Source organism: Amycolatopsis sp. NPDC026612, assembly GCF_040638285.1.
In the GTDB taxonomy this organism is placed as follows: Bacteria; Actinomycetota; Actinomycetes; order Mycobacteriales; family Pseudonocardiaceae; genus Amycolatopsis.
In genome coordinates this window covers 73,195-91,506 of record NZ_JBEZYB010000002.1, presented here as the reverse complement: position 1 = coordinate 91,506, position 18,312 = coordinate 73,195, and the positions used below count along the sequence as shown (strand labels likewise).

General features: G+C 72.3%; 22 protein-coding genes and 2 pseudogenes. 8 read left to right on the top strand and 16 right to left on the bottom strand.

The features are described from left to right. Nucleotides 1-20 precede the first annotated feature (20 nt). A complete protein-coding gene (locus tag AB0F15_RS02710) occupies nt 21-539 on the bottom strand; it encodes an O-acetyl-ADP-ribose deacetylase (protein ID WP_360264089.1) in 519 nt (172 codons plus the stop codon). A 30-nt stretch (nt 540-569) separates the two neighbouring features. Between AB0F15_RS02710 and AB0F15_RS02705 the strand changes: the two genes are divergently transcribed. Together AB0F15_RS02705 and AB0F15_RS02700 are read left to right on the top strand one after the other, a co-directional pair. After that, nucleotides 570-1,046: a hypothetical protein gene (locus AB0F15_RS02705; RefSeq protein ID WP_360264087.1), complete on the top strand. Its 477-nt coding sequence runs from the start codon at nt 570-572 to the stop codon at nt 1,044-1,046. Beyond that, nucleotides 995-1,619 (top strand): annotated as a pseudogene (locus AB0F15_RS02700) (IS5 family transposase); the annotation flags it as partial. The gene AB0F15_RS02705 and the pseudogene AB0F15_RS02700, both read left to right, overlap by 52 nt. A 172-nt stretch (nt 1,620-1,791) precedes the next feature. Here the strand turns inward: AB0F15_RS02700 and AB0F15_RS02695 are convergent. From AB0F15_RS02695 to AB0F15_RS02680, 4 genes and pseudogenes are all read right to left on the bottom strand, one after another. After that, on the bottom strand, nt 1,792-2,511 hold the full coding sequence (locus AB0F15_RS02695; RefSeq protein ID WP_360264749.1) for a cold shock domain-containing protein: 720 nt from the start codon (nt 2,509-2,511) through the stop codon (nt 1,792-1,794). Nucleotides 2,512-2,541: 30 nt separating this feature from the next. Continuing rightward, a pseudogene (locus AB0F15_RS02690) lies at nt 2,542-2,739 on the bottom strand (cold shock domain-containing protein); the annotation flags it as partial. A gap of 149 nt (nt 2,740-2,888) precedes the next feature. Further along, nucleotides 2,889-3,680 (bottom strand): alpha/beta hydrolase, encoded by a 792-nt coding sequence (locus tag AB0F15_RS02685; protein ID WP_360264084.1) that lies wholly within the window; start codon nt 3,678-3,680, stop codon nt 2,889-2,891. Nucleotides 3,681-3,765: 85 nt separating this feature from the next. Beyond that, a complete protein-coding gene (locus tag AB0F15_RS02680) occupies nt 3,766-4,887 on the bottom strand; it encodes a metallophosphoesterase (protein ID WP_360264081.1) in 1,122 nt (373 codons plus the stop codon). An 88-nt stretch (nt 4,888-4,975) separates the two neighbouring features. Here AB0F15_RS02680 and AB0F15_RS02675 point away from each other — a divergent pair, with 88 nt between their 5' ends. Both AB0F15_RS02675 and yidC read left to right on the top strand, forming a co-directional pair. Further along, nucleotides 4,976-5,251: a DUF6412 domain-containing protein gene (locus AB0F15_RS02675; protein WP_360264078.1), complete on the top strand. Its 276-nt coding sequence runs from the start codon at nt 4,976-4,978 to the stop codon at nt 5,249-5,251. 62 nt (nt 5,252-5,313) lie between these two features. Beyond that, nucleotides 5,314-5,988, top strand: a complete 675-nt coding sequence (gene yidC, locus AB0F15_RS02670) for a membrane protein insertase YidC (RefSeq protein ID WP_360264075.1) — start codon at nt 5,314-5,316, stop codon at nt 5,986-5,988. On the opposite strand, the gene AB0F15_RS02665 is transcribed toward yidC, so the two are convergent. Continuing rightward, nucleotides 5,971-6,384, bottom strand: coding sequence for a DUF1992 domain-containing protein (locus AB0F15_RS02665; RefSeq protein WP_360264072.1), 414 nt, complete (start codon nt 6,382-6,384; stop codon nt 5,971-5,973). The genes yidC and AB0F15_RS02665 overlap by 18 nt on opposite strands. A gap of 61 nt (nt 6,385-6,445) precedes the next feature. Between AB0F15_RS02665 and AB0F15_RS02660 the strand changes: the two genes are divergently transcribed. Next, nucleotides 6,446-7,255 (top strand): TetR/AcrR family transcriptional regulator, encoded by an 810-nt coding sequence (locus AB0F15_RS02660; RefSeq protein WP_360264070.1) that lies wholly within the window; start codon nt 6,446-6,448, stop codon nt 7,253-7,255. On the opposite strand, the gene AB0F15_RS02655 is transcribed toward AB0F15_RS02660, so the two are convergent. Further along, nucleotides 7,252-7,503, bottom strand: a complete 252-nt coding sequence (locus tag AB0F15_RS02655; RefSeq protein ID WP_360264067.1) for a hypothetical protein — start codon at nt 7,501-7,503, stop codon at nt 7,252-7,254. The genes AB0F15_RS02660 and AB0F15_RS02655 overlap by 4 nt on opposite strands. A 5-nt stretch (nt 7,504-7,508) precedes the next feature. Further along, on the bottom strand, nt 7,509-8,705 hold the full coding sequence (locus tag AB0F15_RS02650) for a lytic murein transglycosylase (protein ID WP_360264065.1): 1,197 nt from the start codon (nt 8,703-8,705) through the stop codon (nt 7,509-7,511). A 505-nt stretch (nt 8,706-9,210) separates the two neighbouring features. On the opposite strand from AB0F15_RS02650, the gene AB0F15_RS02645 reads away from it, so the two are divergent. Then, nucleotides 9,211-9,885, top strand: a complete 675-nt coding sequence (locus tag AB0F15_RS02645) for a hypothetical protein (protein WP_360264062.1) — start codon at nt 9,211-9,213, stop codon at nt 9,883-9,885. 2 nt (nt 9,886-9,887) lie between these two features. On the opposite strand, the gene AB0F15_RS02640 is transcribed toward AB0F15_RS02645, so the two are convergent. Beyond that, the gene (locus AB0F15_RS02640) at nt 9,888-10,328 is read right to left on the bottom strand and encodes a GNAT family N-acetyltransferase (RefSeq protein ID WP_360264059.1); all 441 of its coding nucleotides are present in this window, start codon (nt 10,326-10,328) and stop codon (nt 9,888-9,890) included. Nucleotides 10,329-10,485: 157 nt separating this feature from the next. Between AB0F15_RS02640 and AB0F15_RS02635 the strand changes: the two genes are divergently transcribed. Continuing rightward, nucleotides 10,486-10,668 carry a hypothetical protein gene (locus AB0F15_RS02635; RefSeq protein ID WP_360264056.1) on the top strand — a complete coding sequence of 61 codons (183 nt, stop codon included), beginning with the start codon at nt 10,486-10,488 and terminating at the stop codon, nt 10,666-10,668. 36 nt (nt 10,669-10,704) lie between these two features. Here the strand turns inward: AB0F15_RS02635 and AB0F15_RS02630 are convergent, their stop codons facing one another. The 6 genes from AB0F15_RS02630 to AB0F15_RS02605 form a co-directional block, all read right to left on the bottom strand. After that, a complete protein-coding gene (locus AB0F15_RS02630; protein WP_360264054.1) occupies nt 10,705-11,562 on the bottom strand; it encodes an SGNH/GDSL hydrolase family protein in 858 nt (285 codons plus the stop codon). Nucleotides 11,563-11,635: 73 nt separating this feature from the next. After that, nucleotides 11,636-13,126, bottom strand: a complete 1,491-nt coding sequence (locus AB0F15_RS02625) for an alpha/beta hydrolase (RefSeq protein WP_360264051.1) — start codon at nt 13,124-13,126, stop codon at nt 11,636-11,638. Nucleotides 13,127-13,208: 82 nt separating this feature from the next. Next, entirely contained in the window at nt 13,209-14,603 is a 1,395-nt protein-coding gene (locus AB0F15_RS02620) for an MDR family MFS transporter (protein WP_360264048.1), read from the bottom strand. 90 nt (nt 14,604-14,693) lie between these two features. Further along, entirely contained in the window at nt 14,694-15,008 is a 315-nt protein-coding gene (locus AB0F15_RS02615; protein ID WP_360264045.1) for a hypothetical protein, read from the bottom strand. A gap of 230 nt (nt 15,009-15,238) precedes the next feature. Further along, entirely contained in the window at nt 15,239-16,135 is an 897-nt protein-coding gene (locus AB0F15_RS02610; protein ID WP_360264042.1) for a hypothetical protein, read from the bottom strand. A 121-nt stretch (nt 16,136-16,256) separates the two neighbouring features. After that, nucleotides 16,257-16,721 (bottom strand): GNAT family N-acetyltransferase, encoded by a 465-nt coding sequence (locus tag AB0F15_RS02605; RefSeq protein ID WP_360264039.1) that lies wholly within the window; start codon nt 16,719-16,721, stop codon nt 16,257-16,259. Nucleotides 16,722-16,791: 70 nt separating this feature from the next. Here AB0F15_RS02605 and AB0F15_RS02600 point away from each other — a divergent pair, with 70 nt between their 5' ends. Then, nucleotides 16,792-17,409 (top strand): TetR/AcrR family transcriptional regulator, encoded by a 618-nt coding sequence (locus AB0F15_RS02600; RefSeq protein WP_360264036.1) that lies wholly within the window; start codon nt 16,792-16,794, stop codon nt 17,407-17,409. On the opposite strand, the gene AB0F15_RS02595 is transcribed toward AB0F15_RS02600, so the two are convergent. After that, nucleotides 17,366-18,268, bottom strand: coding sequence for a helix-turn-helix domain-containing protein (locus AB0F15_RS02595; RefSeq protein WP_360264034.1), 903 nt, complete (start codon nt 18,266-18,268; stop codon nt 17,366-17,368). The genes AB0F15_RS02600 and AB0F15_RS02595 overlap by 44 nt on opposite strands. Between the last annotated feature and the right edge of the window lie 44 nt (nt 18,269-18,312).

The following is an 18,312-nucleotide window of genomic DNA, read 5'->3' as shown; positions in this document are numbered from 1 at the left end:
CCTGCCCGGTCGGTGATCGTTCAGGCAAGGGAGTTGTGACGAGACCGGAAGGCCGCCACAGCCGCTTCGCCACGCAGGGCGAAGACGACTTCTTCGACGGAACCGGGCTCGGCTTCGGCGACAGTGGTGAGCGCGATCTCCGCGGCCGACTCGAGGGGCCAGCGGTAGATGCCGGTGGAGATCGCGGGGAACGCGACGGTCCGGGCGCCCAGCTCCCGCGCCACCCGCAGGGCGTTGCGGTGGCAGTCCGCGAGGAGCCCGGAGCGGTCTTCGGAAGCCGACCACACCGGGCCGACGGTGTGCACGACCCACTTCGCGGGCAGCTTCCCGGCGGTGGTGGCGACGGCCTGCCCGGTCTTCAGGCCCTTGCCGTAGTGCCCGGCTCGCAGCTTCCGGCACTCGGCGAGGATCTCGGGGCCACCCTTGCGGTGGATGGCGCCGTCGACCCCGCCGCCGCCGAGCAGCGAGGAGTTGGCGGCGTTGACGACGACGTCGGCTTCGAGCGTGGTGATGTCGGCGTCGAGGATCCGGATGCGCATGGGTTCGATCCTGCCGGACACAATGGGTCCGTGCTGCTGGATTTCATCGCCGAGCCGGACCGGGCTGACGACCGAGGGCGTCGTCGCCGCCTTCGAAGCCGTCGCGCGGTCTCTCGATGCTCGCCTGCGCGGCCGGCGACGTTCTACGTCTGGCACGACCAGCAGGCCGGGGCCTTGAAGTCTTCCCTTACTTCCCTGGGCGCCGACGAATTGCTCTTCGGTGCGGAGTACGAGCCGTGCAGCGAGCTGGGGCCGATCGTCGAGGAGTTCCTCGCCGATCCGAGCCCCGGCTTTGTGGCGTGGAGCGCGCTTGAACCGGGTTCAGCCGATGAGGCCGGCCCGCCGTTCCCGCCGTTCTCCGTGTGGGTCCGGACGATCTCTCAAGACCTGGTCTCAAAACTTAAGGGTGTGTCACTGCGTAACCTGCCGGTCCTGGTCGTCGATCGTGGGCAGTCGTGGCGAAGACGACGCAGCAGCGGCGGGTCGAAGACCGGCTCTGGGAGCTGATCGAACCCCTGATCCCGTCCCGACCAGCGCCGCGCGGTCCGGGTGGGCGGCCCCGGATCGATGACCGTGCCGCGCCAGAGGGGATCTTGTTCGTGCTCGACACCGGCTGCCGCTGGCGAGACCTACCCGAGCAGCTCGGATGCGGTTCCGGGCACACCGCGTGGCGGCGGTTGCGTGAGTGGCAGGACGCCGGCGTGCGGGACCGGCTGCACCAGCTCGTGCTCGACGAGCTGTCCAACATCGACGAGCTCGACTGGACCAGAGGCTGCATCGACGCGGTGTCGGTGCGGTCGAAAAGGGGGCGAGCTGACCGGCCGCATCCCCACTGACCGGGGTAAAGCCGGCTCCAAGTACCACGTTCTGTGCGACGCGAACGGGCTACCGCTGCACATCATGGTGTCGGCGGCAAACACCCACGACAGCATGCTGTTCGAGCCGCTGCTGGACACGAACCCGACCGTGCGCGGCCACCACGGCCGGGCGGGCCGGCCACGATGCCGACCGGACAAGCTGCACGCCGACAAGGGCTACGACTACCGCCGCTGCCGCCGCTACCTGACCCGCCGCGGTATCAAGGTCTCACGCTGGCCTGCACCGTGATCAACGTCCGCCGGCTCATGAAGATCGAGCTCTGCGACCAGGTCCAACGCATCCATTCACTCGTTGGGGACATCGGTAGCTCCGTCGACGGGGATGAACGAGCACTCTCGTCGGGAAGTGATCAGCCATCGGTGGGGCCGCCTCTTCAGAGGCGTTCGATGCGGTCGGCCTGCGGGCCCCGGTCGCTCTGACGCACCGCGTACCGGACCCGGTCACCCTTCTGCAGCGGCTCCGACCCCATGATCACGGACGCGTGGGCGAAGAGATCGTCGCCGCCTGCGTCCGGGGTGATGAAGCCGAAGCCGCGGTCGCCGTCGTAGCGCGCGACGACGCCCTCGCCGCCTCGTACGGGCACGTCCCGCGCCGCCGGCCCTGCGGCCGCGGCAGGTGCCGGCCGCTGCGGCGCCGTCTGGGGCTCGGCGCCCCGGACCAGGTGCACGTCGCGGGCCTGCGGGCCCTTGTCTCCACTAGCCACCTCGTAGGCGACGCGGTCGCCCTCCGCGAGCCACGTCAGCCCCTCGGCCAGGGCCCGGGCGTGAACGAAGACGTCCCCGGCGCCGGAGTCGGGGTTGATGAAGCCGAAGCCCTTGTCCTCGTCGTACCAGGCCACCGTGCCGTCGGCACCGTCCGCGCTACCAGCCGCAGCGGGTGAGCCGGCCCCTGCTCCCAGCGGGATCACGTGCTCGGCCTGCGGGCCGCGCTCGCCTTCGACGATCAGGAAGGCCACCCGCTGCCCCTCGGTGACCACGCCGCCGGTCACGATGGCGGAGCTGTGCACGAAGATGTCGGCGCCGCCGCCGTCCGGCGACGCGAAGCCGTACCCCTTGCCCGGCTCGTACCAGTTGACGGTGCCGAGCAGGCCCACGGCGCTGCCGGTGGCCGCATCGGCGGTGACGCGAACGCGCAGCGCCTGGGGCCCGCGGTCGTTCTCGCCGACCTCGAACACGACGGCCTGACCCTCGCGGAGCACTCTCGCGCCGCCGTCCTCGACGATCTCGGAGGCGTGCACGAACACGTCCGGCGAGCCGTCCTCGGGCGCGAGGAAGCCGAAACCCCGTTCGGCGTCGAACCAACGGACGGTCCCTTGTGGCATCAAAGGCTCCAGGTCGAGAGGGCGGGCAATGGCCCCCAGTCTCTCTGACAGTCCTCCGGTCCGTCGGACCGGGCCCCACAGGCGGGCGGTGCGGAGCCACGGGCGGGCCGTTGGTTCACCTAGCGACACGCCGAGTTTTGGGACCAGGTCTAAACCAGGAAGTACTCCGCCAGCACCGGGGCCAGGGCCGGCGCCTTCACGAGGTGCGTCTGGTCCGGCAGCGTCCGGTACTCCGCCGAGGGCAGCACCTTCGCCAGCGACGCCACGCCGTTGCGCATCCAGTCCGGGCTGCGGCCGCCGTCGATGACCATGGCCGGCACCTGCACCTCCGGCCAGGCCGCCGGCAGAGGGTCGCCCGACTGGTGGCCGATCACCACGGCCGTGTCGTACGGGATCGTGTGGGCCACCCGCTTGAGCTTCGCCCAGAACGGCATGATCCGCATGATCGCCACCGTCGCGCCGCTCAGGCCGACGCCTTCGGTCATGAACATCTTGACCGCCTTGCCGCGCTTGCCCTCCTTCAGCGCTTCGTCGAGCCGGGCCGCGTAGTCGGCCGGGACAGCGGGACGGGTGCCGTCGACGACGAACGGCGGTTCGTACACCGCCAGCTTCGGCACCGGGAGGCTGCGAGCCGCTTCGAGGGCCAGTGCGGCGCCGGAGGAGATGCCGAACAGGAACGCTTCGCCGCCCGCTTCCTTGACGAGCGCGGCGATGTCCTCGACCTCGCGCTCGACCGCGTACGGCCCGGTGTCGGTGCTTTCGCCCCGGCCGCGGCGGTCGTAGGTGTACACGGTGAAGCGCGCGGCCAGCTCCTTCGCCAGCGCGTCGTTGGGGGACGAGCCGCGGTAGCACATCGCGCCGTCGACGAGGACGAGCGCGGGGCCGGACCCGGCCCGGGTGTAGGCGATCTTCGTGCCGTCGGCGGAAAGTGTGGTGGTCATGCGGACAGCCTGACCCCGACGGTTGAAACTGTCAAGACAAAAAAAGTTGTCGGTCGGCGTCGCTCAAGGAGTCCCGAGGCGGACGTCAGGCCGACCGCAAGGTGAGGAGCGTGATCTCGCTGGGCGCGAAGATCCGGAACGGCGGCCCCCAGAAGCCGGTGCCCCGGCTGTTGTACAGCTGGGTCTCCCCGTGCCGGGTCAGGCCGGACAGCGTCGGCTGGTCGAACCGCACCAGCAGGTGGAACGGCCAGATCTGCCCACCGTGCGTGTGCCCGGAGATCTGCAGGTCGACGCCCGCCTCGCGGGCCTCGCGGACCTGCTTCGGCTGGTGCGCGAGGAGCACCACCGGGACGTCGGCGGGCCGGTCGGCCAGCGCCGCGGCCAGGTCGGGTCCGTGGCCGGGCAGACCGGACGCGGCGCCGGTCGGGTCGTCGATGCCGGCGAAGAGGATCCGGGCGCCGTCGCGCTCGAGCAGCGTCGAGCGGTTGTGCAGGGTGTCCCAGCCGAGCCCGTCCATGTGGTCCAGCCAGGCCTGGGCCTCGCCGAAGTACTCGTGGTTGCCGGTGATGTAGAACCGCCCGAGCCCGGCCTGGACGCCGCCGAGCGGGTCGACCTGCTTGCGGCGCTTGGCCACCGCGCCGTCGGCGAGGTCGCCGGCGTGGCAGACGACGTCCGCCTCGAGCGCGTTGACCGCCGCGACGACCCGCTCCGACCACTTCGTCCGGTCGATCGGCCCGAAGTGGGTGTCGGTCAGCACGGCGACGCGCAGGCCGTCGAGCCCCGGCCCGAGCCGCGGGATGACGACGTCGACCGCCTTCACCGGCGGCACGCGCAGGGCGACGCGGTTGCCGTGCACGAGCAGGACGCCGGCGATCAGCGCGGTCGTGCCCGCCACGATCCGTGACCGGTCCGGCTCGTCGATGCCGAGCAGCGTGAGCCGCAGCACCAGGCTCAGTACCGACCAGCTGAACAGCACCCAGATGACGCCGAGCAGCGAGTCGCCGAGGCGGGCGGCGCCGTCGCGCTGGCGCCGGCCGTGGCCGCGGACCATGGCGACCGGCATGCTCACCAGGCCCAGCACGAACAACGCCGTCCCGGCGAGCGTCCCCGCGGTGCCCCAGTCCGGCGCGAGCACCAGCGTCCACCACGGGACGGCGAACAGCAGGAGGAGCGCCAGGATCGGCACCACGGCGAGTCGGCCTCTCATCGAACCAGGTTACGCCCGCCGGGCTGCCGGCCGGAGCACCGCGGGTCCCGCTTCCGCTACGCTGGGTTTCGGAGGAAGGGGGACGGCCGTGGTGAACGCGCTGCTCGAGCTGGCGTTGCCCGTGCCGGCCGGCCCGACCGCGCTGGTCGCCTTCGCCTCCCTCGCCGCCGCGGGCCTCCTGATCGTGCTGCTCGTCGGCAGCACGCACCGCAGCGAACTGGCGCTGTGGTCGGCGCCGGTGCGCAGCCGCGTCACCGCCCTGCGCCGCCGGGCCCGGCGGGCCGAGTCGATCCGGCTCCGCGACCCCGGCGCACCCGGCCGCAGCAGGCCACGAGCACCCGATTTCCGCAGCACGGCTGCGTAGGTTCGGTCCCGCGCAGCCATTCCGCTCACCCCCATCCCTTTCACTCGTGCGGAGTGCTGCCCATGTTCGGCTTTCTCGACGTGCCCGTTGCCGGCGCGTACCACCTGATCCACTGGCTGCTCGCGGCCACGGCGTTCACCGGCCCGCTCTCGGCGGCGTCGGCCATCGTCCTGTTCACCCTGTCCGTGCGGCTGCTGCTGCACCCGCTCGCCCGGTCGGCGGCCCACGGCGAGCGCGCCCGGACCGCCCTGCTGCCGGAGATCCGCGCGCTGCGGGAGAAGCACGGCCGCGACCGGGAGCGGCTGGCCGCGGAAATGACGAAGCTGCAGGAGGAATCCGGGACGTCGCTGTTCGTCGGCTGCCTGCCGATGCTGCTGCAGCTGCCGTTCTTCATGGTCATGTACCGGCTGTTCACCACGGCCACGATCGGCGGTGAGCCCAACTCGCTGCTCGGCGCGACGCTGCTCGGGACGCCGCTGGGCGCGCACGGCCTCGCCGGCAGCCCGCTCGTGTTCGTGATCGCGGCCGGTCTCGCCGTCGTGGCTTGGTTCTCGGTGCGGTGGCAGGACCGCCACCGCGACACCACGACCGAAGTCCCGGGCGGGCAGCTGCTGCGGCTGCTGCCCTACGGCGCCGTGCTCGCGACGCTGGTCGTGCCGCAGGCCGCCGGGATCTACCTGCTCACCACGAACGCGTGGAGCGCGGCGGAGCGGGCGTTGCTACGACGCGGCTCGTGACCGCCGCCAGTCCTCGACCGCCTCTTCGACGTCCACGAGGGCCACGGTGAGCGGCGGGCCGGAGACGTGGTTGAGGTAGGCCTGGCGGATCCGCTCGTTGAGGTCCTCGACGAGCTCCCGCACCTGCCGTTCGGTCTGCTCGGCGGCGAGCTTTCCCGGCAGGTCCTGGACTTCGCGTCTGAGCGCGAGCGACGGCGGCAGCAACGCCGTCGTGTCGTGCCCGCCCTTCTTGACTTCGCGGAGCACCCAGTCGGTCGCCGCGTCGTTGCCGGTGGGCTTCGGCAGCGGTTTGCCGGTGCCGGGCAGGTCGTCGAAGTCGCCGCGCTCCCGGGCTTCGGCGATCTGCCGGTCGACCCACCAGCGGAAGGACACCTTGGGCGGCTTCTGCCGGGTCATCTCCTCGCACCCCCTTCGTCCCCCTCCAGGGTAATCTCCGAGCGACGAGCGAGGGGACCGCATGACCGCCGACCGCACTGGTGCCGAGGACATCGACCGGACGCTCGCGCTGCTCTGGCGCGTCCGCGGCGCCGCCACCGAACCGGCCAGGGGCCGCCGCCCGACGCTGACGGTCGAGCGGATCGTCGCCGCGGCGATCGCGGTCGCGGACGCCGACGGGCTGGCCGCCGCGTCGATGCACCGCGTCGCCAAGGAACTCGGGGCGGGCACCATGACGCTCTACACCTACGTGCCCGGGAAAACCGAGCTGGTGGACCTGATGGTCGACGACGTGCTCGTCGAGCGGCGGCTGCCCGGGCCGGACGAGCCGCGCCGGGGCGACTGGCGCGAGCAGGTGGCGCTCTACGCCGAGCGGACCCGGCAGGCGTACCGCGACCACCCGTGGCTGTGCGAGGTCTCGCGCGTCCGGCCGCCGCTGGGGCCCGGCCGGCTGGCGGGGCAGGAGTACCTGCTGTCGATCATGGACGCGCTGGGGTTGCCGCCGCGGCAGGCGGTCGCGGCGGCCAACGGGATCGGCACTTACGTCGACGCGAACGCCGCGCTCGACGCCGAGAACACCCGGCTCGAGCGCAGCACCGGCCAATCGACCGAGGCGTGGTGGCACCAGCGGTCTTCGTTCTGGGAGAACTACTTCGTCGTCGACACGCACCCGGCGATGAACCGCATCTGGCTCGGCGGCGGGTTCGACGGGAGCGCCAAGGCGCAGGGCGATACCGCGTACGAGTTCGGCCTGCACCGGATGCTCGACGGCATCCAGGCCCTGGTGGACCGGCCACCGCGCTCGCAACTCGCCGTGCGGGACGGCGACTAGCGCCGGTTGCGCCACCGCAACCGGCGCCGCTCCTGCCGGGGCACCGACGGCGCCGGGTCCCGGCGCAGGACTTCCCGGCACCCCGGGTCGAACCGGCCGGGCTCCTCGATCATCGGCGCCGCCAGCACCACGTGCCCGCACACCGCGCGGAACCGCCCGTCGTGCCGCCCCGCCGCGAACTCGTCCTCGGTGACGGCATGGGTGTAGCCGTCGATGTCGCAGCGGATGTGCACCAGGAACGGCTCCACCGGGCTCAGCCGGCCGGGCTGGTCGAGGTGGTTTCGGTGGGGGTGTCCGCCGAATCGGCCGGGGTGGCCGCGGCCGGTGTCGTGGCCGGCGGCGGCGTGCTGGTCGAGGTCTCCGGTGGCGTGGCCGGAGTCGTCGGGTCGGTGGCGGGCTCGGTCGGCTTCGTGGGACTCGTCGGCGTGGCCGGGGTGGTCGGCGTGGTGGGCGTGGTCGGGGTGGTGGGCGTCGCCGGGGTCGTCGGCGTGGTGGTGCCCGGCGTCGTCGTGCCCGGCAGCGAGCCCGGCGGCTGAGCGGTCACCGGCGGCGCGGGCGGTGCCGGGACGCCGACCGGAGCACCGGCCGCGGCGGCGTCCGGGGCGTCGGGCGCGCCGATCGGCACCTGACTGTCGGGCAGCCGGGCCACGCCACCGCGGTAGGCCGCGGCCCACGCCAGCACGGTGTCCACATAGGACTGAGAGTTGTTGTAGCGGCGCACGGCGAGGCGCTGCCCCGCGTCCGTCGAGAGGTCGAGGCCGCCCGAGCACAGGTAGCGCGCGGTGGCCAGCGCCTCGTCGTAGATGTTGTTCGGGTTCGACACGCCGTCGCCGTTGCCGTCGGAGGCGTAGCCGCGCCACGTCGACGGGATGAACTGCGTCGGGCCGACCGCACGGTCCCACTGGGTGTTGCCGTCGTACTTGCCGCCGTCGGTGTCCGGGATCGCGGCGAACGCGCCGGCGCCGTTGAGCACCGGGCCGAGGATCGGCTCCAGCGTGTCGCCCGCCGCGTTGACGTACCCGCCGCGCGCGTGGTTCGACTCGATCCGGCCGATGCTGGCGATCAGCGCCCAGTCGAGGTGGCAGTTCGGCTGTTCCTTGGCGAGGATGTCGGCGGCGTTCTGGTACGCCCTGAGCATGCTCGCCGGAATGCCGAGCGAACCGGAGATGCCAGCGGAGCCGGCGCGCCCGCCCGGCACGACCAGGGGCTCGGGTAGCGGCGGCTGGGGCAGGCTGCCGTCGACGGCGATCGGCGGCATGACGATGTTCGGCTGCTGCAGCGGGATGGCGGCGGCCTGGTCGGGCCGCGCGGTGCCGGCGTTGGCGACCACGACCGGCGCGGGCAGGCCCGTGGTCAGCGTGGGCAGCACGACGAGCGCCCCACCCGCGAGCGCGGCCGCGGTCCGGCGAACCGAACGCGCGCTCCTGCGACGTGGCCGGTGCTTGGGCATGGTCGTCCCCGCTTCCCTCGATCTGTTGCTGATCGCCTCACCCGATCGGCCCCACCCACCGGTACTGACCGGTAGGAGCAAAGCTATCCGATGTAACCGAACTTTGGCGAATGGCACAGCGAAATCACGCCGTGGCGGAGAAGTTCGTCCGAATGGAACAAAACCTTCGGAGGAAATCTGTCAGATTCACCAGGACTTAACGGCGTGCCGCGGACAGTTTGTCCAGCAGGAAACCGGGACGGTGAGCCCGCGGTGTGTCACATCCGAAGCGCCACCACCGGTACGCCCCGCCCCGCCGCCGGTCTGGACCACGCCGGCGGACCTCGCGGAGAATCTTCGCCGAAAAGCCGGCCGGGGAAGTGGCCGGAGCCGGCTTCCGCGGCCCGCGCGCCGCGGCTCGCCGGAAACCGTGGGTGAACGAGTCTTTACACGGCCCTGAAGCGTTCCTATGATCAGCCGTCCGGACGCGTTGCCGCACGTCCGGACAGCCCAGGTGGAGGGTTTGATGGCACGTAGGGCTCCGCGCCGAGCGCAGGTCACCGTCGCCGAGCTGCTGGTCCGGTCCGACGCGCCGCGCGATCGCTACCGCGACGACGACACCGTCGTGCTCCCGCGGGCGCGCCACCGGGAGAAACCGGAGGTCCTGCGTTCGCTGACGCGGTTGCGGGTGTTGTCCGTGGTCGCCGGCGCACTGGCGCTGACGGGCGGGGTCAGCGCGGCGGTGTCGATGCCGGTCGAGCGCAGCGCGGGTGCGGCCTGGCCGCCGGTCGGCCTGGAACCCCCGGCGGTGGCGCTGGTGCCGCTGCCGGCGGACGTCGTCGTGCCTCCGGCCAAGCCACACGCTCCGAAATCCGTGGCGCCTCCCGCGCAACCGGAGGGCGTTTCCCCGGCGGTCGTCGTGCCGGAACCGGATTCCGGAAGCCCGGCCGGTCGCCGTGGAACGCTCGCCCGGGCGGTGAAGGTCGTCGACAAGGTCACGGCGCCGGTGAAGGCGAAGGTGAAGCCGAAACTGCCCGAGCAGGCGGCTCCGGTGCGCCACGAGATCCCGGACGTCCCGCTCTGGTCGCGAGGCCGCCCCGGAACCCCGGACTGGCAGGCGATGATGGGGGCGGGCCGCCGTCCTGCCGGCTTCTCCGCCGGCGGGCACCACGGGTGCGGCGGCGGCCGGCACCGCCGCTGAGGTCAGGGCCCGAGCGGGATCTGGTACTGCATGAACCCCTTGTCGAGCGCGACCTGGTCGTAGAGCCGTCGGGCGGTCGCGTTCGACGTCTGCGTGTGCCAGTAGACGCGAACGCAGCCTTGCGCCCGCGCCCAGTCCGCGACGGCTTCGATGAGGGCGCGGCCGGCCCCGCGTCCGCGGGCGCGGACGTCGGTGAAGAGGTCCTGCAGGTAGCAGACGTCGGCCGAAGTGGTGCTGACGTGCGTGAAGAAGTGCACGATGCCGACGAGTTCGCCGTCGATCCGCGCGCCGAGGGCGTGCATCCGCTCGCCGCTCGCGAACTCACGCCAAGCGCGGTCCAGCCATTCCGGCGCCAGTGTCCTGCCGTAGAACGTGTTGTAGCCGGCGAACAGGTTTTCCCAGGCCGGACGGTCTTCTTCGGTGAGGCCCCCGATGGTGATCATGAGCGAGGCTAGCGCGCAGGGGACACCGACCGGACACAACTCGTCAGTAAGGTGACGAACCCGAATCCAATTCATAGAATCGGGGCCCGATCGGCGAGAGCAGTGGAGGTTCCCGATGGCGCGCGCGGCGCACCGTGCCAGTGGCAGACCCATCACGGTGGGGGAGCTGATGCTGCGGCCGGATGTCCGTGGCCGCCGCCGCCCCGAAGACCTCGAAGTGCTCGAACTCGCCTACCGGATGCGCCGCCGGATCGGTCCGGAGGCCGCGGCGCAGGTCCGGTCGCCGGGCGCCCGCGCGCTGGCCGTCGTCGCCGGTCTGTGGCGGCGCAAGGCGCGGTAGCCCGGTCCGCTGAGCGAGCCGCTCCCGGGGGCCCGGTTACCTGGCGGCCACCGCGAGCGCCGCGGCCAGTACCCGGTGCCCGGCCGCGGTCGGGTGGACGTCACAGCCGCCGCCCGGCAGCGCGATCAGCAGCCCGGCGGCGCAGGGATCACCGCCGGAACGCAGTGACGCCAACCGGAACGCGGTGAAGCCGTCGGCCACCGCGCCGTGGTACCGCCGGGCCACCTGACCCAGCAGGGAATCGAGCGCCTTCACCTGAGCCACCTGCGCCGGCTGCCGGTAATCCAGCGAGTAGTAGGTCACCAGCACCAGTTCGCCGCGGTACTGCGCCCGCACGGCACCCAGGATCGCCGCGAGGTTCCGCCCCGTCCGCTCGAGCGCGGCCGGGAAGGAACTCGTGCAGTGGTCCGGCGTGGTGTCCTGGCAGAGGAAGAGGTCGTTGGCGCCGATGGTCAGCGTCACGAGCCGGGTGTCGCGGTGGGCGCGCAGGTACGTCACGGCGTAGTCGAGCTGCGTACCGGAATAGCCGACGTGCAACGGGAACGCGGTCCGGTAGCCGGCCGGGGAGCCGAGGGAGTTCTCGCAGCCGTTGCTCTGCGCGCCCGCCGTCAGCATGCTCGCCGTCGTCTCGCCGGGGCAGGACGCGTTGGCCAGCCGCAGCCCGCGAAGGGACGCGTACTTTTCCGCGTAGCCGCGGAAGTTGGCCGGGTTCAGGTAGTCGGCGGGCGGGGTGACGGCGCCGGGCCGGTAACCGAACGCGACGGAGTCGCCGAGGGCGAGGTACCGGCCGTGGTAGCCGGTCGCCTCCGCGGGGGCCGTCGTCAGCGACGTCAGTACGAGGACCGCTCCCGCCGCCGCGAGAACCCGGCGGAAAACCCTGCTCCTGAACCCCATGACCGGCTCCCTTCCGCGCACCGTTGCGTGGCCGAACCCGATTGTGCCCCGGTCCGGCCACGCGGCGGAAGCGTCAGAAGCCGATCGTCGACGGTGGTTTCGGGCCGGCGACCGCGGCCTGCGCCGTGCCCGGCTCGACCGCGGCGCAGTGCGTGCCCTTGACCGGGAGCTTTCCGGTGATCAGGTAGTCGTCGGCCGCCTTGGTCACGCACGAGCTCTTCTTGAAGTACGCGCCGTGGCCCCAGCCGTCGTAGGTCAGCAGCGTGCTGCCGCTCTGCCGGGCGGCGGTCTGCGACCACGCGTACGGCGTCGCCGGGTCGTGCCGGCTGCTCAGCATCAGCAGCGGCGGCGCGCCGTGCACCTGCAGCGGGTGCTGCGGGTTGGCGGTCCGCTCCGGCCAGCCGATGCAGCCGGTGACCGCGGTCCAGCCCAGCGAGTTGACCTTGACGTCCGGTGCGAGTGCCGCGGCCAGCCGGCGGTAGGTCTCGAGCTCGGCGAAGCTGTGCACGGGCAGGCGCCAGTCGTTGCAGAACACGCTGGGGATGACGTAGTTGACCGGGATGTCCGCCCGCAGCCGCGCCGAAGCTCCGCCGCCGTCCGCGAAGGACTTGAACACCGACGCGAGCCGATCCCAGCTCGGGCCGTAGAAGTTGCTCTGGATGATCGAGGCGAGCGTCAGCGGCGTGATCGGGTCACCGCTGCGCGGGTCCGTCAGCTCGCCGCGCGCGGCCTTGTCCTGGAGATCGCGCGTCACCTCGGAGACGTCCCGGCCGTGCAGCGCGCAGCTCGGCGTCCGGTTGCACCAGGCGGCGAACTCGCCGAACTCCGCCTGTAGCGACTGGGTTTCGCTCTTGATGAACTCCCACGCGGTGACCTGCGAATGGTCCATGTTGCTGTCGAGCACGAGCGCGCGGACCTTGTCCGGGAACAGCTCCGCGTACTGCTGACCCATCAGCGTGCCGTAGGAGACGCCGTAGTAGGTCAGCTTCGCCTCGCCGAGCGCGGCGCGGATGACGTCCATGTCCCGCGCGACGCTCTTGGTGTCGCCGAACTCCGCCGGCGGTCCGGTGAGCCGGCGGCAGCTCTCGCCGAGATTCCGGTTGTACGCCGCGAGCTGCTCGAACTCGGCCTGGTTGCGCGGCACCTGCGGGTAGTCGGCGATCAGCTCGTCGAGCCCGCACTTGATCTGGGTGCTGTCGCCGACGCCCCGCGGGTCGAAACCCACGGTGTCGAAGCGTTCGGTGATTTCCGCCGAGAGCGTCCAGCCCGCTTTGACCTCGCCGGCGCCCGCGCCGCCGGGGCCGCCCGGGTCCATCAGGATCGAGCCGATCCGGGCCTGGGGATCGGTGGCCTTGCGCCGGGCGAGCGCGATGCTCGCGGTGCCCCGGTCCGGGTGGGCCCAGTCGATCGGCACGGTCACCGTGCCGCAGTCGACGCCGGGCGCGTCGGCGCACGGCTGCCAATCGATCGGTTCCGCGGCCGAAGCCGGCGTCGCCGCCGTCAAGCTGCCCAGTACCGCTGTGACCGCCGCGGCCGTCAACAGCCGCTTGCCCACCCCCGACATGGCAGCCCTCCCCCTCACCGACTGTGCACGACCGGCTCCAATAAATCACCGATCCGGTGATCGCGCCACCTGTGCAGGCGGGTCACGCCATGCTGTCCATTGTGGACGAACGCTCGGCCCGCCGCAGCCGGGCCGTCGCCAGCGAGCTCAGCACGCACAGCGTCGCCAGCACGCCGAAGGCCCAGCCGAACCCGGTCGCCGGGCCGACGGCGAGGCCGTGGGACAGCACGATCACGCACAACGCGCCGCCGAGCGCGCCGCCCACGCGCAGCACGATGTTCACCAGCGCGGTCGCGTGCCCGAGCTCGCCGGCGTCGACCGAGGCGTACGCCGCCGTCGACGCGGGCATGATCGAAAGCCCCAGTCCGGCCCCGCGGACCAGGAGCAGGGCCTGGATCAGCCACATCGGCGAGTCCGGGCCCAGCCACGGGAGCGGCACCGTGCTCGCCAGCACCACCAGTGACCCGGCGAGTGAGACGGTGCCGCCGCCGTAGCGGTCGGTCAGCCGCCCGGCCAGGAACACGAACACCGTCGTGGCCAGTCCCATCGGCGCGAGCAGGACGCCGGCCTCGGCCGGCCCGGCGCCGAGCCGGACCTGGAACCACAGCGGCAGCAGCAGGACGGCGCCGAACATCCCGGCGCCGCCGAACAGCACGGACCCGAGCGCGGAGCCCAGCACCGGGCGTGCGGCGAGCCGCAGCTGCAGCACCGGGTGCGGCGCGCGCAGCGACCACCAGGTGAACAGCCCCAGCGCGGCAGCGCCGATGCTCGCGAGCACGATGTCGAGCGAGCCGGGGGTGCCGAGTTCGGTGAGCGCGTACACCAGCAGCGGCAGGCCGAGCGACACCAGCGCCAGGCCGCGCCAGTCCATCGGCGGTGGCTGCTGCCGGTCACCCCGCGGCACGTACCGCAGCGCCAGGCCGAACGCGAGCAGCCCGATCGGGAGGTTCAGCCAGAACAGCACCGGCCACGAGAAGTGCGCGAGCAGGAACCCGCCGATGCTCGGCCCGACGACCGGCGCGAGCCCGACCACGAGGGCCAGCGTGCCCATGGTGCGACCCAGCCGTTCCGGGCCGACGGCCAGCCCGATCACCGTCTGCCCGGCGGCGACCATGACACCGGCGGCCATGCCCTGCACGGCCCGGACGCCGATCAGCGTCCCGGCGTCCGGAGCGAGGGCGCACGCCGCCGACGTGAGCAGGAACGCGGCCAGCGCGCCGAGCCACAGCCGTCCGGCGCCGAACTTCCGCCCGAGCCACGGCGTGAGCGGGAGCGCGGCCGACAGACCCAGCAGGTACGCCGTCGCGACCCACTGGATTTCGACCAGCGCGACACCGAGGCTGCCGCGCATCGTCTCGAGCCCGACGGCGACGATCGAAGCGTCCATGTTGCCGAGGAAGCCGCCGAGCGCCATCACCCCGGAGGCGATCCAGACGGTGCGCGGGATCGGGGGCGGCACGGTGCGGAGAACGGTCATGTCGCCGACGGTAAAAGTTCGACAAAGGTTGAAGTCAACCTCCTGGCGGCCGCCGGGCTGCCCGTCGCGGGTGCGGCGATCGCGCTCGTCTCACGGGGCCGATCGGCGGGCGCCGGTGCTGCGGCCCCGGTAGTCCTCGAGCGCCGTGACGGACTCGGTGACCTGCTCGAAGCTGGGCATCGCGCGCACGTTGGCCACCAGCGTCATGTCCTTGCGGGGGATCTCGACGAAGCACACCTGGACACCCACTTCCTCGGCGTGGGCAGCCACCTCGGCCTGCCAGCCGGGGAGATCGAGGTCGTCGCCGAGCCATTCGTGCAGGTAGACGCACCACTTGCCGCTCAGCAGCTCACCCGCGATGGCGGCCAGTCCGACCAGGTACGGTTCGGTCACCCCGTCGGACATGACCGTTCCCCGGAACACCAAGGCACTGCTTCCCTCCTGCACCCGGCGGTTACCCCTACCGCCGGAAAGCGCTCTCTCGGAGGTGGCCTCCCCGCTCCCGCCGAGCAGCGCGAACCCCGGTGACCGATGGTTGAGCACCGGGGTCCGCCAACTTACCGGTGGATTTGGTTCACAGCAACCATTTCCGAGATCATGAACAGCACGTGCACACTCGGCGTGCGGATGCACGGTCATCGGAGCCGGGTGCGCACCAGGTTGGGCGATCCGCCGAAGTACGCGCTGTCGGCGACGTACAGCGTGTCACCTCGGACGGCCACCGATGTCGGGTTGGCCAGCCCGTCCGAAAGGGACAGAATGGTCCGGACGCCGCCGCGACCCACCGTGACGACCCGGTTCTCCTGGTTGACGGCCGCGACGACGGTCTCGCCGTGGAAGGCGAAGTCGTCGACCGGGCCGAGACCGGTGACGACGACCCGGCCGGGTGCGCCGCTGAGCGGGAACCGGACCAGCGTGCCCCGGTCCAGGTTGGACACCCACACCGCGCCGTCGTGGACCTTGACGCCGTTCGCGCCGAAGCCGCTCACCGGGGCGAGCAGGTCGCCGGTGGCCCAGTCGGTGACCTGCCCGGTGCGCGGGGAGACGCGCCGGATCACCGAGCCGAACGAGTCGGCGACGAAGAGGTCGCCGCTGCCGGGATCGCGCGCGACGCCGTTCTGGAAGCCGGCCGGCGACAGGGCGGCCACCTGCACCGGCGCGGTTCCGGGTCGCACGCGGTAGAGGCCGGTTGCCGCCGTGCCGGTCGAAACGGCCACGTAGAGGTCGCCGCCGGGCGCCCGCACGATCCCGCCGAGGAACAGCTTCCGGTGCACCACCGGGACGTCGCCGTCGGCGGGGACCTGGATCCGGGCGATGACGGTGACCTGCCCGCCGGGCGTCACCCGGCCGATTTCGCCGGTGTAGGCGAAGGTGAGGTCGGCGGAGCCGTCGGGCTCCAGGGCGATGTTCTCCGGCTGCTGCCCGGCGGCGAGGTCGAGCGGAACGATCCTCGACGCCGCCCGGGCGGGTGCGGCCGGCATGGCGAAGACGGCGGCCGCGGCCAGCGCGACGCCGATCTGCTTGATGCGCAAGGGAAACTCCGGTTCGTGAAGGGAGCGGCGAAAGAACCCCGGATCGCCGTGTCCTCGACGGTAGGCCCCTGGTGCGCCCGGCCGCCAATAGCCCGGCTTGGGGTGTCCATCGGAAAACCGATCACAGGTCGCGGGCGAAGCAGCGCGAGAGCGGTTCGCCGCGGTAGGGCCCGTACGCCTCGATCGGTTCGTAGCCTTCGCGCCGGTAGAAGCGGATCGCGTCGGGCTGGCCGGTGCCGGTCTCCAGCAGCAGCCGGCCGATGCCGAGGTGGCGCGCGTGGTCTTCGAGCGCACGCAGCAGGGCGGCCGCGACGCCGGTACCGCGGGCCGGCGGCTCGACGTACATGCGCTTGATCTCGCCCGACCCGGGGCCGAGCAGCCGGAGCCCGCCGCAGCCCACGGCGGTGCCGTCGACGTCGCGCGCGAGCAGGAACACGGCGACGGTTTCGGCGGTGGGGACCGCGCCGGGCTCGTGGTCGTCGGTGCCGTAGCGGGCGTCGAGTTCGGTCCGCTGGGCTTCGCGCAGGCGGACGGCATCCGGATCGTCCCAGGCCACCGGGGTGATCGTCAGCGTGCAATCGATCATCAGGGCACACTCCCTTTTCCGTAACAGTTGTTACCGTAGCACCTGTTACGCTTCCCGGGAAGGAGGCCGGATGCCGAAGCGGCGTGACGTCGAGGCCCAGCGGGACCTGCTGTCGAACGCGACCTGGCAGGTGCTCGCCGAGACCGGCCTGCCCGGGTTGACGCTGCGCGCGGTCGCCGAGCGCGCCGGCTGCACGACCGGCCTGGTGATGCACGCGTTCCCGACGAAGAAGGCGTTGCTGCTGCACGCGCGTGACCTGCTGTACGAACGCACGGCGATCCGCGCCGACGCGGCCGAAGCGGCGTGCACCGACGCTTTCGGCGCACTGGTCGCGGTGCTCGGCCAAGCCGTCGACCTCCCGCACGGCCACCACGAGGAATCCCGCGTCTGGGTCGGCTTCCTGGCCGCCGCACTGGCCGACGACGACCTGGCCGAACGCCACCGCGCGGCGAACCGTTCGTTCCTGGCCCGGATCCACCGGCTGGTGGCGGCGTGCCGTCCGAAGTGGACGGACGAGCGGCTGGAGCTGACGACGAAGAGCCTGGTGGCGCTGGTGGAGGGCTTGAACGTCCTGGCCGCGGCGGACCCGCGGACCTACCCCGCCCGGCTGCAGCAGGAGGCGCTGGCGAAAGCGCTCGCGGAGCTCAAGCCGCCGGACCGAACCGGCGACGGTAAGCACTCGGGCTGAGGCCCGTGTGCCGCCGCAGCCTGAGCCGCAGGTTCGCCGCGGTCCCGAACCCGCTCGCCGCGGCAACCCGGTCCAAGCGCAGCTCGCCCCGCTCGATCAGGCGGCACGCCAGCGTCACGCGTTCCGTGGTCAGCCACGCCAGCGGCGTCGTCCCGAGTTCCGCGCGGAACTTCCGGTGCAGCGTCGCCGGGCTCGTCGCCGCCCGGCTCGCCAGATCCGCGACCGTCAGGGGCGTGTCCAGCCGCTCGAGCGCCCAGGCGAGGACCGGCGCCAGTGACGTCTCCGGCACCGCGGGCACCGGGCGGGCGATGAACTGCCGCTGGCCGCCGTCGCGGTGACCGGTGAACACCAGGCGGCGGCTGACCGCGTTGACGACCTCCGCGCCGTGGTCGCGGTGGATGAGGTGCAGCCCGAGGTCGAGCGACGCCGCGCTGCCCGCCGCCGTCAAGACGGTGCCCTCGTCGATGAACAGCACGTCCGGTTCCCAGTGCACCAGCGGGAACCGCGCGGCCAGCGAAGCGGCCCACTGCCAGTGGGTGGTCGCCCGCTTGCCGTCGAGCACGCCCGCCTCGGCGAGGGCGAACGCTCCCGTGCAGAAACTCACCAGGCGGGCGCCGCGGTCGGCGGCCCGGCGGATCGCCGCGATGATCGCCGGTGCCGTCGGCACGTGGGTGTCCGGACGGGCCGGCACGATCAGCGTGTCCGCCGTGTCGGCGGCCTCGAGCCCGGCGACGCCGGACAGCGTGAACATGCCGAGGTTCATCCGCACTTCGGGCGTGGCGGCGCAGAGCGTGAAGTCGTACCAGGGCCGGTCGAGCTCGGGACGGCGGATGCCGAACAGCTCGGTCGCCACGCCCATCTCGAACGGGTTCGACTGCTCGGTGACGATCGCGACGACCCGGT

What these genes read in the sequence shown, in the direction of transcription:
- AB0F15_RS02710 (WP_360264089.1), bottom strand. Translation starts at nt 539, where the DNA reads ATGCGCATCCGGATCCTCGACGCCGACATCACCACGCTCGAAGCCGAC.
- AB0F15_RS02685 (WP_360264084.1), bottom strand. Translation starts at nt 3,680, where the DNA reads ATGACCACCACACTTTCCGCCGACGGCACGAAGATCGCCTACACCCGG.
- AB0F15_RS02680 (WP_360264081.1), bottom strand. Translation starts at nt 4,887, where the DNA reads ATGAGAGGCCGACTCGCCGTGGTGCCGATCCTGGCGCTCCTCCTGCTG.
- yidC (WP_360264075.1), top strand. Translation starts at nt 5,314, where the DNA reads ATGTTCGGCTTTCTCGACGTGCCCGTTGCCGGCGCGTACCACCTGATC.
- AB0F15_RS02665 (WP_360264072.1), bottom strand. Translation starts at nt 6,384, where the DNA reads ATGACCCGGCAGAAGCCGCCCAAGGTGTCCTTCCGCTGGTGGGTCGAC.
- AB0F15_RS02660 (WP_360264070.1), top strand. Translation starts at nt 6,446, where the DNA reads ATGACCGCCGACCGCACTGGTGCCGAGGACATCGACCGGACGCTCGCG.
- AB0F15_RS02650 (WP_360264065.1), bottom strand. Translation starts at nt 8,705, where the DNA reads ATGCCCAAGCACCGGCCACGTCGCAGGAGCGCGCGTTCGGTTCGCCGG.
- AB0F15_RS02645 (WP_360264062.1), top strand. Translation starts at nt 9,211, where the DNA reads ATGGCACGTAGGGCTCCGCGCCGAGCGCAGGTCACCGTCGCCGAGCTG.
- AB0F15_RS02640 (WP_360264059.1), bottom strand. Translation starts at nt 10,328, where the DNA reads ATGATCACCATCGGGGGCCTCACCGAAGAAGACCGTCCGGCCTGGGAA.
- AB0F15_RS02630 (WP_360264054.1), bottom strand. Translation starts at nt 11,562, where the DNA reads ATGGGGTTCAGGAGCAGGGTTTTCCGCCGGGTTCTCGCGGCGGCGGGA.
- AB0F15_RS02625 (WP_360264051.1), bottom strand. Translation starts at nt 13,126, where the DNA reads ATGTCGGGGGTGGGCAAGCGGCTGTTGACGGCCGCGGCGGTCACAGCG.
- AB0F15_RS02620 (WP_360264048.1), bottom strand. Translation starts at nt 14,603, where the DNA reads ATGACCGTTCTCCGCACCGTGCCGCCCCCGATCCCGCGCACCGTCTGG.
- AB0F15_RS02615 (WP_360264045.1), bottom strand. Translation starts at nt 15,008, where the DNA reads ATGTCCGACGGGGTGACCGAACCGTACCTGGTCGGACTGGCCGCCATC.
- AB0F15_RS02605 (WP_360264039.1), bottom strand. Translation starts at nt 16,721, where the DNA reads ATGATCGATTGCACGCTGACGATCACCCCGGTGGCCTGGGACGATCCG.
- AB0F15_RS02600 (WP_360264036.1), top strand. Translation starts at nt 16,792, where the DNA reads ATGCCGAAGCGGCGTGACGTCGAGGCCCAGCGGGACCTGCTGTCGAAC.
- AB0F15_RS02595 (WP_360264034.1), bottom strand. Translation starts at nt 18,268, where the DNA reads ATGGGCGTGGCGACCGAGCTGTTCGGCATCCGCCGTCCCGAGCTCGAC.